The organism is Flavobacterium sp. (genome assembly GCF_035456085.1).
GTDB lineage: Bacteria > Bacteroidota > Bacteroidia > Flavobacteriales > Flavobacteriaceae > Flavobacterium.
Genome location: NZ_DATIDY010000148.1, coordinates 1 through 19,372, shown reverse-complemented (window position 1 = coordinate 19,372; position 19,372 = coordinate 1). Strand labels below are relative to the sequence as shown.

The following is a 19,372-nucleotide window of genomic DNA, read 5'->3' as shown; positions in this document are numbered from 1 at the left end:
AATAATTTTATTTTTTTATTTGGAGCTGTTTAAATTTTCTTCTGACTCTTTAACATCTTTTTCTTGTGGTAATTTTAATCCATTTTTAAATTCAGCCTGTTTAGTAACAACTTCAATCACACTATTTCCGCCCGTATTTCCATATTTGAATAAAGCTTGTGTGCTATTATATACTGTGATACTTTTAATATAAAATGGATCAATGTCATCAGCACGCATGTTTCTTGGTGCTATCTTTCCATCAATAACTAAGATTGGATTTGTGCTTGCACTTGAATTTGTCTGAATGTTAGTATTGACATTTACAGTAGTGTTGATATCAGTATTAATAGCGATATCACTTTTTGAATGAGTATTAATATTATCGTTAACATTTGTATTAATATTAGAATTTAAAACTTTTTTCTCTTCAACCTTTACATCCTGACAAACTGTTGAGTCATTACTCTTATTGTTTGTAAATAAATTAATTTTTTTAGAGCCATTTTGCTCTGTAATGATAATAATTCCACAATCTTTGATCGCATTCTCACCATCGATCTGAATTGTTTGCGCTTCTTGAGTTCCTTTTTGAACGGCTACTTTGATGTTAGTTAATTGGTCTTTAGAATTTCGTTTTACATTTGAAATAACAATAGCAACGTCGTGTTTTAATTTTAGTCTTTCAGCGATTTGTTTAAGTTCTATATCAGTGGTGGATTTTTGAATTTTATAAATATCCATTGATTTTACTTTGTCAACTTTGCCAACAGTTTCCTTTATAATTAATGGTTTTTCTTTTGCGATAACTTCTATTTGAAATAAAAGCACAAAAGCAATGAGAGCCGGAAATACCAAAAGATACTTCCACGAATTCTTCCTTTTTGATTGATTTTTGTTTAACATAACGATTCGTTTTTTGATTAATGATTGATAAAAATGATTGGTTATTGCGATACAGTTTTCGTGTGTCGTTATTTTTAAAAGCGTGTATTGATACACTTTTTTGTCCGAAAGTTTTTTGGCTGCTTCATTATCAGCGATAAATTCTAAGTTTTGAATAATCGCTTTTTTATAAAGCCAGATAATCGGGTTAAACCAAAAAAGGATGCAAAAAACGCGGGAAATAATTACATCAGCAGTGTGATTTTGTTCGCTGTGCACTTTTTCATGCTCAATGATATTCTCTAATTCTACAGTATTATACAGTGATGCGTTGTATACGATATAATTGAAATATGAAAAAGGAGCAATATTTTCGGTAGTATCAATAAATTTAAAATCAGCCTGTTGTTTGATTTTTTTTGTTCTCAAAACCAAATTTAAACTATAAAAATCCATCGCGAATTTTATCAGAAATACTAAAAATCCGATGCTATAAATTGCCAGAACTATATAATTCCAATTGATTTCAAAAGATTCTTTCTCAAGGATTGGAGGAATAAAATTGTGTCGAAAATTCAAATCAGGCATTGGAGTAGGGTTGATCCAAACAATTTTCGTATAGAACAAAAAAGGTAATATTGCTGATGTAAACAACCCTGCTAATAAAAACCATCTGTTACCGGTAAAGAAAGTTTCTTTGTGTAAAAGCAGATAATACGCAACATAGAACAAAGCTATTAGACCACTTGATTTTGCAATATAAACGAAAATTGTCTCCATAATCGACTAATTTTTTTCTGTTTGATTTTCAATCATCACTAATATTTCACGCAATTCTGAAGCAGTAATTTTTTCTTCTTTGGCAAAAAAGGATACCATGTTTTTATATGAACTATTGAAATAATTATCAATAGCATTAGTCATAAAACCTTTTCTGTATTCTTCAATGCTTACAATAGGAAAATATTGGTGTGTATTTCCAAATGCATTATGTGACACATATCCTTTTTCTTCCAGATTTCGAATAATGGTAGATAAGGTGTTATAATGCGGCTGTTCTTCTGTAATTTCGGCCATGACTTCTTTGACGAAAGCTTTTTTGAGCTTCCATAAAATATGCATGATTTCTTCTTCTTTATTGGTTAACTTTTGCATTTTGTTTCTTTTTTAAAAGATTTTGTTTTAATACATAACAAACTTACAACTATATTTTTAGTTTGCAAACTAAAAATATAGTTATTTAACTAATTTTTTAGTTTTTAGCTGATTTTATTGATGTTCCCAACGTAGTATTAAATTATTTTGCTCATTCTCAATCATTAATGTTTTAGAAAAGGCTATCATCTTTTCGAGGTTTGGTAAAAATAATTTCTTTGGGAAGTAAATTTTCAACTTCAATGGCACAATAATTGTTTAGAAGTTTTTGCAAAAAAAAATATTACCCTTAGCGACATGTGTTTTCAAATGATATTACATGAAGCTTGAAAAAAATAGATCATTTAATAACTAATAAATTATTACTGTAGGGCAAAAGTTTACTTTTCTATAACCATTGTAGGTTAATTTTTTTAAAGATAAATAGGATACTAACCGTTTTGATTAAATATGTTTGGTATTCATTTTATCGAATAATAAAGAAGCTGCCTACGAAAAACAGTGATAAATAAATGATAACGACATTAATAGTAATATTTTCGGTTAGTTTTTTAGCATTTTCAATAAGCGTAATTTGTGGTGGTGGTGCCGGATTAATGCTTATTCCAGTTCTCGGTCTCATGCTTCCTGTTAGTCAAGTTCCAGCAGCTTTATCCATTGGAACATTTACAAGTTCGACTTCACGGCTTGTTGCTTTTAGAAAAAACATATGTTGGCATATCGTAAAATATTTTGTTCCTGCCGCTTTACCTGCCGTTTGGTTTGGAGCTTGGTTATTAAAATATGTAAATCCAGTTTATCTGGAAGTTGTAATGGGGCTTTTTCTCGTGAGCAACCTAACTTCTTTATTCCAAAAATCAAAACAAATCAATGCTACACATAAATCTTCCAATTTTGTATTGGGTCTCATTGGTTTTTCGGCTGGATTTATATCTGGTTTGACTGGAGCGGTTGGGCTACTTTTCAATCGATTCTATTTACGCTACGGACTTACCAAAGAAGAAATCATTGCTACCAGAGCTGCCAATGAAATTATCTTGCATTTGGTAAAAATAGTTTTGTATTTTATATTCGGTTTAATTACAATAAAAGTCGTTTCTATTGGTGTAGTTGTTGCTATATCGGCTGTACTTTCTACTTGGGCAATGAAATGGATTTTGCCAAAATTGAGTGAAGTTGCTTTTAGAAAAATTGGTTATGGAGCAATGGTAGTGTCGGGTTTTGCAATGTTAGCTCAATCGGGTTCACATTTATTGATTCCTGAAAATCTAAATAGTATTGCCAATCCGATGCCAAAGGAAATGGCTTCCAAACTGATATGGAATAGATGGAATCACGGAAATTTTGCAATGGAATTTGGTTATGATGATGATAGTGGCTTAGAAATTGAACAAACGATTCCGATTGCTGAGCTTTCCAGTGAACAAAAAAGATTAGTGCTTAGTAATGCAAAAGGAACAGACAAACTTATTATTGAAATCGTATATTCTCTGGGCATGCATTCTTATGAAGCCTATTATTTTAAGGATAATATATTAACTAAGAAATTAGATTTTAATTAGTTTCTGGTAGATAAAAAGTTGATTGACTAAATTAAGTTGAACCTCTCCTAAAGCGATTTGGAAGAGGTTTTTTTATATGATATTCCACATATTACTGCTTGAAATATAGTTGTTATATATTTAAATTTTTTTCTTCGTAAATGTCTAAATGTGAGTTTATCGCCGATTTGACATTTGTAAACAACATTTTTTAATGAGAAATGTTTAATTTAATGAACTACGTTTCTTTTTATGATTTCTTTAATACTTTTCTACAATCGCTCTTAATTTATTAATAAAAAAATCACGAATTACTTAAATTTTGGTTTATTTTTAAATAAACACTCTTAAAATTATATTATACATATTAAAAAGTGTCTTTTATTTTGAATAATTTTAAAAATAATTGAACAACCGATTGTTTATATTAAATGTATTATATACATTTGTTTTATAAATGTAAATTACACATTTGTTAGTATTTAATGTTAAGGCTTTTATTTCCCATTTTAATAAAAGTTAAGTTCTTTTCGATTAAATTTTGTTAGTAGTATGTTTTAAGATGAAAGGGTCGTACTCCATAGCGGCCCTTTTTAAAAAAGGGGAATGCAACAAGATTAATAATAAAGGTGTTAATAATCAGAATTTTAAAATAAATGTTTGCTTTTTAATAATTAAGAAAGAATTTTTTTGGTTATCCAAAAGCAGAAAAAAATAAACTATTATCCTTCATTTGAGTTTATAGTTTTTTATAATGTGAAGAATCATTAGCGTAATAATATCGGAACCCTAATCAAGTTTAGATATTAATTTTTTTTCATCTTATAGAGCAATATTTTGCCATTTTTAAACAATCGGTTGTTTTAAAATGTCTATTGAAAAGCAAAATAGTGTGTTTAGAAACTAAATAAACAAAAGTGAAGATCGTTGGATGTTCGGCTAATTCGGATGACAACAAAACGCAGAATTATTAAACTAACCAAAACCAACCTTTAAAACCCAAAAAAGCCTATGGATTAAATAAACCATCTCCAATAAATTTTTTACCAGAAATTATAATTCATTTGGGAATAATTATAAGCCTATTTTTTTCGGTTTATGTTTGCCCAACACTTCTCTAATGGGTAAAAAATAAGATTATTTTTTTATCGACGACTCCATATAATGCATTCCGTTTTTAAAACTGAAAAGTATGCTTGTGCTTTTTAGTGTTTAATTCCACCGAAAATTTCGACTGTGAATATAAAAGTTTTCAGTCTTAATCAAGGTGTCTAGTGCAAATGGAAAGTTATAAGAGTATAAGTTAATGTTCTAATTTGTAATAAATTAAAAAATGTCAAAATATTATAAAAAAATAAAATTAATTAAAATTCCACACAAAAGTCAGTTCCTGGTACTGGGAGTTTTGTTTCAGTTTTTGTTTACTGGGGAGTTATTAGCTGCTGAAAAAAGCTATTCAACGGCTTCAGAAAATTTAGCCATTCAAGTCAAACAAGATATTGTAATATCAGGGAAAGTAACATCATCAGTAGATCATACAGGGATTCCGGGTGTTACTATTACAGTAAAAGGTCAAGAAAAAAATATCAATACCACTACAGATTCTGATGGTAGATATGTTATCAAAGTTCCCTCTTCGGATGTGATTTTGGTCTTTAAAAGTATTGGTTTTGTATCAGCAGAAAGAAATATTGAAATGAGCCGTGAAATTAATGTTGAAATGAAACAGGACCAAACTAATCTTGGTGAGGTAGTAGTAGTTGGATATGGAAAACAGAAAAAAGCGAGTTTAGTAGCCGCAATTGCTCAGGTTTCCGGAAAAACTCTTGAACGTGCAGGAGGTGTTCAAAGTATTGGTGCCGCATTGACAGGTAATGTGCCGGGTTTGATAACTTCGGCCAGTTCAGGTATGCCTGGAGAAGAAGATCCTCAGCTTTTTATACGTGGTGCTAGTACTTGGAATAATGCTCAACCGCTTATTATGGTTGATGGAGTAGAGCGACCAATGAATAGCGTTGAGATTACTTCTGTTGAATCTATTTCGGTATTGAAAGATGCTTCGGCTACAGCGGTTTATGGAGTTCGTGGTGCAAATGGTGTTATCCTTATTACTACAAAAAGAGGTCAATCAGGCAAAGCTTTGATAAGAACTACTTTTAATACAACAATGAAAACCCTTTCAAAATTGCCATCAAAACTGGATTCTTATGATGGTTTGTTGGTAAAAAACAGGGTTATAGAGAATGAATTAGCATTGAGTCCATCAAGTTGGAACGACTATATTCCACAAGCGATTATTGACAAATACAGATATCCAACGAGTGTAGAAGAATCTGAACGCTATCCAAATGTAGATTGGCAGGATGCTTTGTTCAATGATTATGCAATGTCTTATAATGCCAGCTTGAATGTCAGTGGTGGAACCAGATCTGTAAAATATTTTGCAAGCGCTGATTTTTTGAGAGAAGGTGATATGTTCAAAAAATACGATAACAACAGAGGATATGATCCCGGCTACGGTTTCAATCGATTGAATGTTAGAAGTAATTTAGATTATCAAATTACGCCAAGCACGGTATTCAAAGTTGGTCTTGCTGGTTCGCGTGGAGTAAAAAAGAGTCCTTGGGGTGCATCAGGAGGAGAATACACCATGTGGGATGCAGCTTATTCTACTGCTCCTGATGTTTTTCTACCTAATTATGCTGATGGTTCTTGGGGTTATTATGCTCCAAACGAAGGAAAAGCATCAAACTCAGTAAGAAATCTTGCTATAAGCGGAATTCAATTTGTGACAACTACCAGAATCAATACGGATTTTACACTTGAGCAAAGTTTAGACAAAGTATTAAAAGGTCTTAGTTTTAAAGGGTTGGTTGCTCTTGATAACAGTTTTGTAGAAGGAGATAGAGGAATAAGTGATTTATATAATGATGTACAGGAAAAATACATTGACCCAGCAACAGGTACGGTTCTATTTAAAAAAACGTATGATTCTAATAATAGATTCGATTTCCAAGAAGGCGTAAAATGGACAACTACAGGAGGTTCGGTAAGAGATTATGCAACTTTCCGTAAACTTTTTTATCAATTGCAATTGAATTATCAAACTAAAATTGCAGAAAATCATCATGTTACTGCCTTAGGACTTTTTAGTAGAGATCAATACGCGACAGGAAGTGAAATTCCGCATTACAGAGAAGACTGGGTTTTCCGTACTACATATAATTATGCCGATAAATATTTTATAGAATATAACGGTGCATATAATGGATCTGAAAAATTTAACGAAGATAATCGTTTCGCGTTTTTCTCATCAGGAGGTTTAAGCTGGATTGTTTCCAAAGAAAACTTTATGAAAAGTACCTCATCTTTCCTTGATTTATTGAAACTTAGAGCTACTTACGGTGAAATTGGTGATGATAACATCAATGGTAGATTTCTTTATCAATCACAATGGGCGTATGGGGGTAATTCAATTTTAGGGACCACAGGTGAATCAGCTGCTGCCAGTCCTTATACTTGGTACAAACAAGCTACTGTTGGTAATGAAGATGTACATTGGGAAAAGGCAAAGAAAAGTGATATAGGTGTTGATTTTGGTTTCTTCAAAGGATTGGTTTCAGGAACATTTGATTATTATCAGGAAGATCGTACAGATATTTTATTAAATGGTGGTAGTAGAGCAATTCCTTCTTATTACGGAGCTGTAGCGCCAGTTGCTAATTTAGGTGAAGTTCAAAATAAAGGTTACGAAGTAGAATTAAAGTTCAATTACACATTTGGAAATGGATTGAATTTATGGTGGACAACTAATTTTACTCACGCAAAAAATAAAATCTTAAGTGCAGATAATCCTGAACTATTACCAGATTATCAAAAAAGTGAAGGATTTGCAATTGGTCAGGCTCATTCATATGTAAGCCAAGGGTATTATAATACTTGGGATGAATTATATGCTAGTACCATTCATAGTACAAATGATGCCACAAAACTTCCTGGCAACTATAATATCCTGGATTACAATGCCGATGGAATCATTGATTCTAAAGATAATATTCCTTATGGATATACAGGAACACCACAAAATACATACAACAACACTGTTGGGCTTAATTGGAAAGGTTTTAGTGCTTTCGTACAGTTTTATGGTGTAAATAATGTAACCAGACAGGTTGTTCTTACCAGTTTATCGGGACAAAACCACGTAGTATATGACCAAGGATCATATTGGTCACAAGACAACACCAATGCAGATCAGCCAATGCCACGCTGGCTGGCTACGGCAAGTGAATATAACAATGGAAGTAGATACATGTATGACGGCTCCTACCTTCGTCTAAAAAACGCTGAGATTGCTTACACTTTCGACGGAAAAACAAATTGGATAAAATCATCAGGGCTTCAAAGCATACGATTTTATCTAAATGGAAATAATTTGTTTTTATGGTCTAATATGCCTGATGATAGAGAAGCGAATTATGCAGGAACTGGCTGGGCATCACAAGGAGCTTATCCAACTGTAAAAAGATTCAATTTGGGAGCAAACATTATATTCTAAAATTTTAATTATGAAGAATTATATCAAAATAATATTCAAGTACAGCTTAGTTTTTGGCTTACTTATAGTTTCAGGATCTTGTAATGATTATCTTGAAAAATCTCCTGATTCAGATATTGCGCCTGAAGAGGCTTTCAAAAATTTTGAAAATTTTCAAGGTTTCACTGAAGAATTGTATCAATGTATTCCAGATTTCACAAATGGTTATTGGACAAATTCATGGAATTGGGGAGAAGATGAAATTCAATCTACAGCCCGTGATTTTCACTTTATATGTAAAATTGATAAAGGCGATTTTTGGGGTTGGCAATCTGAATATGATGGTTGGCAGGCAGGTTGGATGAATCGTAGAGATGTGACTACAAAAGATCCTACAGGTAATGAACGCTTTAAAAAAGATTTATGGACATTGGGCTGGGCAGGAATCCGTAAGGCAAATATTGGTTTGGCCAATATTGATAAAATGACCGAATATACTCAAGAAGAAAAAGACTTAATCAAAGGACAATTATTGTTTTTTAGAGGGTGGTTTCACTTTGAGTTTATGCAATATTTTGGAGGTCTTCCTTATATAGATCAGATTCTTCCAAGCGATCAGCCACTAAGATTACCAAGACTTAGTTATCAGGAATGTGCCGATAAAGCAGCAGCCGATTTTAGAGCAGCAGCTGATTTGCTGCCTGTTAATTGGGATAATACCACTATTGGTAAAAGAACATTAGGTAAGAATGAACTTCGCATCAATAAAATAATGGCTTTGGGCTATTTAGGTAAAAATTATTTATGGGCTGGAAGTCCGCTTATGAATAAAGTTTCTACTGGAAATGCCACTTATAACGCAGAATATTGCAAAAAAGCAGCTTCGGCTTTTGCAGAATTATTGAGCATTACAGAAAGCGGAACTTCTCAATATAAATTAATGCCTTTTGCAAAATACAGCGAAAACTTTTATACCACAGGAAGTAACTGGAAAATGCCTGGTGGAACCGAAGCTATTTTCAGAGGCCCATATTGGGGAGCAAACGGCTCGAACTGGGGTACTTCTAAACAATATCAACCGGCACCTCAAATATGTGATGGTGATGTAAAGTTCCTCCCTACTGCTAATTATGTTGATAATTATGGAATGGCAAATGGAAAGCCTATTAAAGATATCACTCAAGCTGATCCAGATTCTGGATATGATCCAAGATATCCTTGGAAAGGTCGTGATCCTCGTTTTTATAATGATATTGTTTTTGATGGTGTAAAATGTGTTACTGGTTCAATGCCAGCTGCTGAAGAAGCAAACCGTTATGCAAACCTTTATACTAACGGAAGCTACCGAAATATAAGTACAGGAAGTAGAACTGGTTATTTACTGTATAAGTTCATCCCAAGAAGTGCAAATAAATTTGATGATGGATTTGGATACGGCAATAACTTGAATATTCATCTTCCTTGGATGCGCTTATCTGATATTTATCTTATGTATGCTGAGGCAGCTGCCCAAGGTTATAATTCTCCTTCAGGAAAAGATCCAAAATATTCAGGAACTGCTGTAGACGCAATAAATGTAATTCGTGATAGAGCAGGAGTAGGGCATGTAGCAACAGAATTCTTAGGCTCGGTAGATTCTTTTATGAATGAAGTTAGACGTGAACGTGCTGTAGAATTGAGTTTTGAAGGACATCGCTTTAATGATTTACGTCGTTGGTTGTTATTGACACAAAGTCCATATACGATTAAAAAATCTGTAGAATTTGACCGTGCAGCTCCATTTGATGCTACCAAACCAAACGAAAATAGAGTAATAAATATTCGAGAGGAAGTTATTTTGGTGAGAAACTTTAGCGATAAGCATTACTGGCTACCGTTAAAAAATGCAGATGTAAATATGTATTTAGAATTTTCACAAAATCCTGGATGGTAATCAAATGATTATTTTAAAAAATTAAAAATAAAACTATAGAATAATGAGATATATACAACTTAAAATAGTGGTATGTTTTGTACTATTTACTCTCTTACCTGCCAAGATTATTGCTCAGATTAATCAGAAATTAAATATATCTGGAGTTGTTATTGGAGCAGAAGGGAAACCACTTGAAAATGCAACTATTATTAGTAAAAAAGATAATATCACAATCCAAACTGATTTAAATGGGAGTTATGCAATTGATGTTACTGCAAATTCTGAAATAGAAATTAGCGCTGCGGGTTATAAAACGCTGGTATTAAAAGCAACACCTGCAATAAATGATATTAGTTTAACAAAAGTGGATTCAAATTTAGTTCAGATTGCTTTCAAAAAACAAGAAAGTAAAGATTTAATGGGAGGAATTTCTTTTGTAAATCTGCCTGAAATTCTGGAAAAAAACTATACAACTTACAGTTTGGATGGAGTTCGTGCTTTGATAGGGGGTTTTACTGGTGGTAGTATTTGGGGAATGAGTGGTTACTTAGTTTTGGTAGATGGAGCTCCTCGTGATATTAGTACCGTATTATCTACAGAAGTAGAACAAATAAGTTTTCTAAAAGGCGTTTCAGCTGCTGCACTTTACGGAAGCCGCGCTGCCAAAGGTGTAATTTATGTTACAACTAAAAAAGGGAAAATTCAAAAACAACAGATCGCTACTAGATTTGACAATGGTGTGTTTATTCCAAAGAGTCTTCCTAAATATTTAGGCTCAGCGGAGTATATGCATTATTACAATCAAGCTCGCGCCAATGATGGTTTGGATCCATTATATTCGGATGAAACGATTTATAATTATGCCTCTGGTAATAATCCATTCCGCTATGCTGATGTTAATTATTATGCACCAAAATATGTTAAGGAGTTTTATTTTAATTATGATGCCAATATTGAAATAACGGGAGGAAATAAAACAGCAAAATATTATACTGTAGTTAATTTTTCATCTCAACAAGACCCTTTGCAAGATTATGGAGAGGCAGCGAAAAATAATAACAACAGATTTAATGTAAGAGGGAATGTAGATTTAAGAATTAATGATCGAATTTCTGCAACAATTGGAGCAAACGCTATTTATAATAATTCCAGAAGTGTAAATACAGACTATTGGAGTAGTGCTGCCACTTTGCGACCTTATTTATTTAGTCCATTAGTACCAATTAGCATGATAGAACCTTCTGATGATGCGTCAATGGCACTTGTAAAAAACAGCAATTATATTGTTGATGATAAATATTTATTAGGAGGAACACAGCTTAATCCTACCAATCCTTTTGCTGCTATATATGCGGGAGGACACAACACTTTTACCAGTCGTCAATTTCAGTTCAATACAGGAATTAATGCTGAGTTAGGAGATGTTATTGATGGTTTGTCATTTCATACTGATTTTGCAGTTGATTATGCTACTTCATATAGTCAGGCTTATAATAATAGCTATGCAACTTATGAGGCTTCGTGGAATAATTATGCAGGTATCGATCAGATTACTTCTTTAACAAAGTATGGTAAAGATTCAAAAACGGGTATCGAGAATATTACAGGAAGTGCGTATGCACAAACTGTTGCTTTTTCAGCTCAGTTTAATTATGTGAAAAAAATAAATGAGCAAAATAATTTGTCGGCAATGCTTATCGGTTCTGGTTTTCAACAAGCGAATTCCGGTGTTTACCATAAAGTAAGTAATGCAAATTTAGGCTTAAATGTCTCGTATAATTTTAATCAAAAATACTTTGCAGATTTCAATGGCGCCTATGTGCATTCTGCCAAATTTGCTGAAGGAAATAGAGAAGGTTTTTCTCCAACAATGTCTTTAGGCTGGAAATTATCTGAAGAAAATTTCATGAAAAATCTGACTGCTATTGATAATTTAAAATTAACAGTATCAGGAGGAATCTTAAACACAGATTTGGATGTTGCTAATTATTATTTATACGAAAGTATTTATAATCAAACAGATGGTGCTTGGTTCAGCTGGAGAGACGGTGCTCTTAACAGAAGTACAGACGCAAGAAGAGGTGAAAATTTAGATTTAGGTTTTGCAAAAAGAAACGAGGTAAGTATTGGACTAGAGGGTGCTTTCTTTAAAAACTTCATAACCTTAAACACGAACTTTTTCGTTAGTGAAATTAAAGACAATGTAATTCAGGCTTCGAGTTTATATCCAAATTACTTTGTTACAGGTTTTCCAAATACTAATTTTTTACCATACATCAATTATAATGATGATAAACGTGTTGGTTTTGACTTTGATTTGAGATTCAATAAAAAAGTGGGAACTGTTGATTTAGCACTTGGATTTACAGGAACTTATCTTGATACCGAAGCGACAAAAAGAGCCGAACTATACGATGATAGTTACCAAAACAGACAAGGCAGACCGTTGGATGCAATTTGGGGACTTAAAAGTAATGGCTTCTTTATGAATCAGGCTGATATTACAAACTCACCTTCTCAAACATTCGGGCAAGTTAAACCTGGAGATATCAAATATATAGATCAAAATGGTGATGGAATTATCAATAGCAAAGATGAGGTTTATTTAGGTAAAGCGGGTTGGTATGGAGCTCCATTTACATATGGAATTAATTTTACGGCAAAATGGAATAATTTCACATTCTTCACAATTTTCACAGGACAAACTGGTGCTTCTGCAATGAAAAACAGTTCTTATTTCTGGATGGATGGTGAAGATAAATATTCCATAAACGTACGTGATGCTTGGACAGAAGAGACTAAAGAAACGGCAATTTATCCAAGATTAACAACATCAAATAGTGATAATAATTTCCGCTCATCAGATTTTTGGATCTATAGCACTAATAGAGTTGATCTTTCCAAAGTGCAGCTTACTTATGATTTTCCTAAAAAAATGCTTCAAAAAACTTTCTTTAACGAGCTCAGTGTTTACGCACTTGGATCGAATCTGCTGACTATATCTGAAAACAGAGATGTTATGGAATTAAATATTGGAAGTGCCCCGTATACCAGATATTATAATCTAGGTGTTAAAGCATTATTTTAAAATTTAAAAACAATTAATTTAATTATTATGAAAGTAAAAATATTCATTCTTATATCAGTTCTGTTTGCTTTCTTTAGCTGTGATGACCTTATTGATCCGGCAATAGAAAACAATAGAGGACTTGAAGATATGTATGCCGAAGCCGAATACGCACAAGGAATTCTACTGAATGCTTATACAAGATTGCCTGGAAATAGTTGGTCATTTAATGATGTAGCAACAGATGATGCTGTAACTAATGATATCACAAACGGTTATCTAAAAGTAGCGACAGGTCAATGGGCTTCCAATTTTAACCCATTAGATCAATGGTTAAATTCAAGAGCTGCTATTCAGTATTTGAATATATTTCTTTCTGAAGCGGATAAAGTACAATGGGCAAAAGACGAAAACGTAAGTCAACTGTTTAAAAACCGTTTGAAAGGTGAAGCTTATGGATTAAGAGCTTTGTATATGTATTATTTGTTGCAAGCTCATGCCGGTACAGCTACCAATGATCAATTACTTGGAGTGCCCGTATTATTGGAGCCGGAAACAGCAAATTCCAATTTTAATGTAGCACGTTCTTCTTTTGAAGATTGTATGAAACAATTATATAGTGATGTAAAAAAAGCCACAGAATTGTTACCATTGGATTTTGAAGACGCTACAACATTGCCTCCAGGATACGATAATTTAAGTGATTACAATCGTGTTTTTGGTCAATATGCAAGACAAAGAATGTCATCTAGAATTGCTCAGTTTGTTAGAGCACAAGCGGCTTTACTTGCTGCTAGTCCAGCTTTTAGTGCAGGAAATACAACTACTTGGGAAGATGCCGCTAAATATTCAGGTGAATTATTGAATTTGAATGGTGGTCTTGCTGGGATAGCGCCTAATGGTTTAAACTGGTTTAGCGATGTAACAGAGTTAAGTGGTTTGGGAGCTGGAAAAAATCCTCCCGAAATTGTTTGGAGAGGCGATATTGGGGATAGTAATAATTTAGAAGCTGACAATTTTCCTCCAACACTTTTTGGAAGAGGGCGTGTCAATCCAACTCAAAATTTAGTGGATTCATTTCCAATGGCAAATGGGTATCCAATAAGTTCTTCGTCAAGTAATTTTAATCCTGCCAGTCCATATGACAACCGTGATCCACGTTTGAAAAAATTCATTTTGGTAAATGGTTCAACAGCCGGAGTAAGCAATACTGTAATTAATACTGCCAGTGATGGAACTACAAATGATGCCTTGAACAAAGTTGGAACATCCACTCGTACTGGTTATTATATGAAAAAATTATTGCGTCAGGATGTGAATTTAAATCCAACTGCAATTAATAGTCAAAGACATTATAAACCACGTATGAGATATACAGAATTGTATCTTATTTATGCGGAAGCTGCAAATGAAGCTTGGGGACCTACAGCTACCGGATCTATTGGTTTTTCTGCTTACGATGTTATAAAAGCTATACGAAAAAGAGCTGGAATAATTCAGCCAGATCCTTACTTGGAATCGATCAAAGCTTACAAAACAGAAATGCGCAATCTAATTAGAAACGAAAGACGTTTGGAGTTATGTTTTGAAGGATTTAGATTCTGGGATTTACGCAGATGGAATGCTGATTTGAATACGCCAGCTAACGGAGACAAAATTCAGGGAGGTGTTCATCAGACTATTACTGTTGAAAACAGACTTTACAAAGACTATATGAAATTTGGACCAATTCCATATTCAGAGACTCTTAAGTTTAATGCTTTGTTGCAAAATAAGGGATGGTAGAAATTAAAGTTCTATTAAATGTATAAGGAAATTTAAATAATTAAAGAAAAATGAAAAACAAAATATTTTTAATGCTAACAGCTGTCTTTGTTGCTCTTACTTCATGTACAAATCAAGAGGCAGAGTTTGACAATTTCGATAAACAGTCTGTTTATTTTGCTTATCAATTCCCAGTCAGAACCATAACCTTGGGCGAAGATATATTTGATACTACTTTAGACAATCAGCATAAATGCAAAATAATGGGAACATTAGGAGGTGTTTATAATAATGATAAAGATGTAACTATTGATATTGCTGTTGCTAATTCATTGCCAGCTGGTTTCTTGTTCAATGCCGGCGGAGATCAAATAGTTGCAATGCCAAGCAATTATTATACACTTTCCAGTAACCAGATTGTTATCCCAAAAGGACAAATTACAGGTGGTATTGAAGTGCAATTATCAGATGCTTTTTTTGCCGATCCTCTTTCGATAAAAAAGACTTATGTTATTCCTATCGAAATGAAAAAAGTAGTGAATGCCGATACAATTTTGTCTGGAAAAGCTTTGGTATCTAACCCATTAAAGCCTTTGAGTACTGATTGGAGTGTTGCCCCAAAAGACTATGTTTTATATGCTGTAAAGTATGTCAATCAATATGATGGCAATTATTTAAGAAGAGGTAAAGATGTCATTGAAGGAAACAATGGAAATACAGCTCTAAATAAAACAGTTGTCAGACATAGTAAGTATGTTGAAGGTGATCAGGTTTCCAAAATCAATACGAAATCATTAAACACTATTGATTTCCCCGTGGTGGTCAAAGATGCTTATGGGGTAAATATCAATTTTAATCTATTGCTAACATTTGACAGTGAAAATAAATGCACAATCACTGCAAACGGCACATCGTTTACAGCAAATGGAACAGGAAAATTTGTAAAAAAAGGCGAGAAAAATAGCTGGGGAAGTAAGGATCGGGACGCTTTATATCTTGATTACAAAGTGAATTTTCAGGATTTTAATGTAACTACAAAAGATACATTGGTTTTACGCGACAGAGGTGTAAGCGCAAGTGTTTTTAGTCCAGTTCTGAAATAATTTAAAATTTTATTAAAAATTAAAAATTTAAAGAAGATGAATAAATTTTATAAAATATTGGTATTGTCTTCAGTGCTGTTGATGGTTGTATCCTGTACAAATGATAATACTCTCAGTTACGATTATGAAAAACCTGCTACCATTGCCAATCAGGAGCAAATTAATGCCTATGGCGATTTAAAAGCTTATGTAAACAGAAGTGCCAACCCTAATTTCAAATTAGGAGCCGGTATTTCATTATCTGATTATGTTTCCAAAGGAATAGTTTACAGACTTGTCAATAAGAATTTTGACGAAATCACACTCGGCTACGAAATGAAGCATGGTGCAATAGTTCAAGCCGATGGGAGTCTAGCTCTTGACAATGTAAATAAATTGTTGGCTACAGCAAATGCGGCAAATATTTCGGTTTTTGGACATACACTTTGCTGGCATGCCAATCAAAATGCCACTTATCTGAATAAACTGATTGCTCCGGATGTTTTATCTACAACTGGTCCAGGCTGGGATTTGATAACAGAAAATAATTTTGAGACAGATAACAGCTCAAATTATCAGGTTAATTCAAATGTAGTTGCTAGTTATACCGCAATTGGTCAAGGTGCAAACGGAACAGGAAGAGCACTTAAATTAACAAATGCAATTGTCCGTGCTAATGATTGGGAAGCACAACTTTACATAAAGTTTGCCCCAGGTGTGCAATTGGGTGAAAAATACAGACTTACTATGAATGTACGTGCTGATGCCACAGCTAGTTCTCCTACACAGGCACAACTAAATGTAGGTGGGTATAAACATTGGGATTTTTTTGGAGCTGTTCCTTATACAACTACATGGACAACTTATGTTAAGGAGATTACTGTTTCTCAAGAAATGATCACTTGTAATGTAATTGCTTTTAATCTTGGAAAATTTGCTACTAGTTTCTATTATGATAACATCAAATTAGAAAAGTATAATGCCACTGGAAGTGTTCAAACTAAAGATAAAACACCAGCAGAGAAAAATACTATTTTGACAGCAGCACTTGATAAATGGATAACTGGTATGGTCAAAAATTGTGCTCCTTCTGTAAAGGCATGGGATGTTGTAAACGAGCCAATGGATGATGGAAAACCTTATGAATTAAAAACTGGTATAGGTAAAATAAATAAGGCTGCAGATGAATTTTACTGGCAGGATTATTTAGGAAAAGATTATGCTGTAGAAGCTTTTAGGCTTGCCAGACAAAGCGGAAATGCAACAGACAAATTATTCATAAATGACTATAATTTAGAATACAATATCGACAAATGTAAAGGTCTTATTCAATATGTAAATTACATTGAATCTAAAGGGCAAAAGGTAGACGGTATAGGTACTCAGATGCATATTAGCTTAAATACAGATAAAGACAAAATAGCTACTATGTTTCAATTGCTTGCAGCTACTGGCAAACTGATAAAAGTTTCAGAATTGGATGTTGCTGCTGGTCTAAAACCAACAGAGAGTGATCTTCAGAAACAAGCCGAATTGTACAAGTATGTTGTAGATATGTATATGAAATATATTCCGGCAAATCAACGATATGGAATTACTGCTTGGGGATTAACCGACAGCAAAGCAGATGCTTCCTGGTTAGCCGGTCAGCATCAAGGTTTGTGGGATGTTAATTTTAATCGTAAGCCTTCTTATGCCAGCTTTGCAGAAGGCCTAAAAGCAGGAATGTAGTACGCAGAGTTTTAGTTAAAAACAAGTTTAAATTAAAATTTTGGTTGATTAACATTGAAGTGTAGTTTTTACAAACACTTTTAGTGGTTTTTTGAACTTGTTTTGGTTAGAAGCCGAGAGTCGATTCTCTCGGTTTTTAACTTAATGATGTTTATCGAATGCAAACTAATTTGTTGTACCTTTTTTAATATTTGAAAAGAATTATTAAAACATATCTAACTACTATTGCCAATTTTATTATGAATGCGGAAATCCCTTTTTGATTACCAATATTGTTTTAATTTATAAAAGAATATTAAATTTAAAAAATTAAGTGTTTTTTTTTATTTTATATAAAATAAATCAAAAACAACCGATTGTAGCAATGTGTTTATGTGTTATATTTGTGTTGAAATATTAAATGTAATATCAACACTTTTTATTTTAATTCTAGATTGGTTCTCTTTTAACCTCCGAAGTACACATGAAATATTATCTATCAGCCATTCTGTTTTTAATTGCAATTTCCTCTTTTAGTCAGGGAGAAAAAAATGATTTAAAACTTTGGTACAACAAACCCTCAGGAACAGTATGGGAAAATGCGTTGCCAATTGGTAATGGTTTTCAGGCTGCCATGGTTTATGGAAATGTAGAAAAAGAAATTTTTCAATTAAATGAAGGAACTGTCTGGAGTGGAAGCCCTAATCGAAATGATAATCCCAATGCTAAAAATGCTTTAGACGAAATAAGAAAACTGCTTTTTGCAGGCGAATATAAAAAATCCGAAAAACTAATAAACGAAAATATAATTACAAAGAAATCTCATGGACAAATTTTTCAGCCTGTAGGCAATTTAGAATTGAGTTTTTCTGACCATCAAAATTATACAGATTATTACCGTGAACTCGATATTGAAAAAGCAATTGCAAAAACAATTTATAAAGTAAATGGAGTCACTTACACCCGTGAAGCGTTTACGTCTTTTCCTGATAGGGTTTTGGTCATAAAACTTTCTGCAGATAAACCTCAACAATTATCTTTTACGGCCAATTTTACGTCAGAACATAACAAACAAAAAATTACCGTCAGTAATAATGAACTTTCACTTTGGGGCAATACCAGCGATCACGAAGGAGTAGAAGGTAAAGTGAAATTTAATGCGTTGGCAAAATTCAAAATTAATGGAGGAAAAGTCAATGCTATCAATAATTCGATACAAATTGACAAAGCAAATTCAGTCGTTATTTATGTTTCAATAGCTTCAAATTTCATCAATTACAAAGACATAAGTGCTGATGAAAATAAGCGTGCAAAAGATTTTCTAGATAAAGCATTCGGTAAAAATTTTGATAAAATGAAAACAGCACATATTGCTGCTTATCAAAAATATTTCAACAGGGTAAAACTGGATTTGGGTGCAACAGCTGCTGCTAAATTACCCACAGATGAAAGGCTGGCAAATTTTAGAAATGTATCAGATCCATCTTTTGTTACTTTATATTACCAGTACGGCAGGTATTTATTAATTTCTTCGTCACAGCCTGGAGGACAAGCCGCAAATCTTCAAGGAATTTGGAACCACAGCATGAAAGCAGCTTGGGATAGCAAATACACAATCAATATTAATACAGAAATGAATTATTGGCCAGCTGAGAAAACGAATTTATCAGAAATGCATCAGCCGCTCTTAAAAATGATTCAAGAATTGGCCGAAACTGGAAAAGAAACAGCAAAAGT

General features: G+C 33.1%; 10 protein-coding genes. 8 read left to right on the top strand and 2 right to left on the bottom strand.

The genetic code is table 11. The features are described from left to right. Positions 1–15: 15 nt before the first annotated feature. Positions 16–1,644, bottom strand: a complete 1,629-nt coding sequence (locus VLC96_RS11645) for a M56 family metallopeptidase (RefSeq protein ID WP_325263099.1) — start codon at positions 1,642–1,644, stop codon at positions 16–18. 6 nt (positions 1,645–1,650) lie between these two features. Further along, positions 1,651–2,019: a BlaI/MecI/CopY family transcriptional regulator gene (locus VLC96_RS11640; RefSeq protein WP_325263098.1), complete on the bottom strand. Its 369-nt coding sequence runs from the start codon at positions 2,017–2,019 to the stop codon at positions 1,651–1,653. A gap of 512 nt (positions 2,020–2,531) precedes the next feature. On the opposite strand from VLC96_RS11640, the gene VLC96_RS11635 reads away from it, so the two are divergent. From VLC96_RS11635 to VLC96_RS11600, 8 genes are all read left to right on the top strand, one after another. Beyond that, the gene (locus VLC96_RS11635; RefSeq protein ID WP_325263097.1) at positions 2,532–3,581 is read left to right on the top strand and encodes a sulfite exporter TauE/SafE family protein; all 1,050 of its coding nucleotides are present in this window, start codon (positions 2,532–2,534) and stop codon (positions 3,579–3,581) included. 1,312 nt (positions 3,582–4,893) lie between these two features. After that, positions 4,894–8,118, top strand: coding sequence for a SusC/RagA family TonB-linked outer membrane protein (locus VLC96_RS11630; RefSeq protein ID WP_325263096.1), 3,225 nt, complete (start codon positions 4,894–4,896; stop codon positions 8,116–8,118). A 10-nt stretch (positions 8,119–8,128) separates the two neighbouring features. Then, entirely contained in the window at positions 8,129–10,030 is a 1,902-nt protein-coding gene (locus tag VLC96_RS11625; RefSeq protein WP_325263095.1) for a RagB/SusD family nutrient uptake outer membrane protein, read from the top strand. A gap of 43 nt (positions 10,031–10,073) precedes the next feature. Further along, positions 10,074–13,100, top strand: coding sequence for a SusC/RagA family TonB-linked outer membrane protein (locus tag VLC96_RS11620; RefSeq protein WP_325263094.1), 3,027 nt, complete (start codon positions 10,074–10,076; stop codon positions 13,098–13,100). Between the two features lie 27 nt (positions 13,101–13,127). Beyond that, positions 13,128–14,864 (top strand): RagB/SusD family nutrient uptake outer membrane protein, encoded by a 1,737-nt coding sequence (locus VLC96_RS11615; protein WP_325263093.1) that lies wholly within the window; start codon positions 13,128–13,130, stop codon positions 14,862–14,864. Between the two features lie 50 nt (positions 14,865–14,914). Then, positions 14,915–15,946 carry a DUF5627 domain-containing protein gene (locus VLC96_RS11610; RefSeq protein WP_325263092.1) on the top strand — a complete coding sequence of 344 codons (1,032 nt, stop codon included), beginning with the start codon at positions 14,915–14,917 and terminating at the stop codon, positions 15,944–15,946. 36 nt (positions 15,947–15,982) lie between these two features. After that, positions 15,983–17,656, top strand: coding sequence for an endo-1,4-beta-xylanase (locus tag VLC96_RS11605; RefSeq protein ID WP_325263091.1), 1,674 nt, complete (start codon positions 15,983–15,985; stop codon positions 17,654–17,656). Between the two features lie 463 nt (positions 17,657–18,119). After that, positions 18,120–19,372, top strand: a 1,253-nt coding sequence (locus VLC96_RS11600) for a glycoside hydrolase family 95 protein (protein WP_325263090.1), incomplete at its 3' end; no start/stop codon positions are given.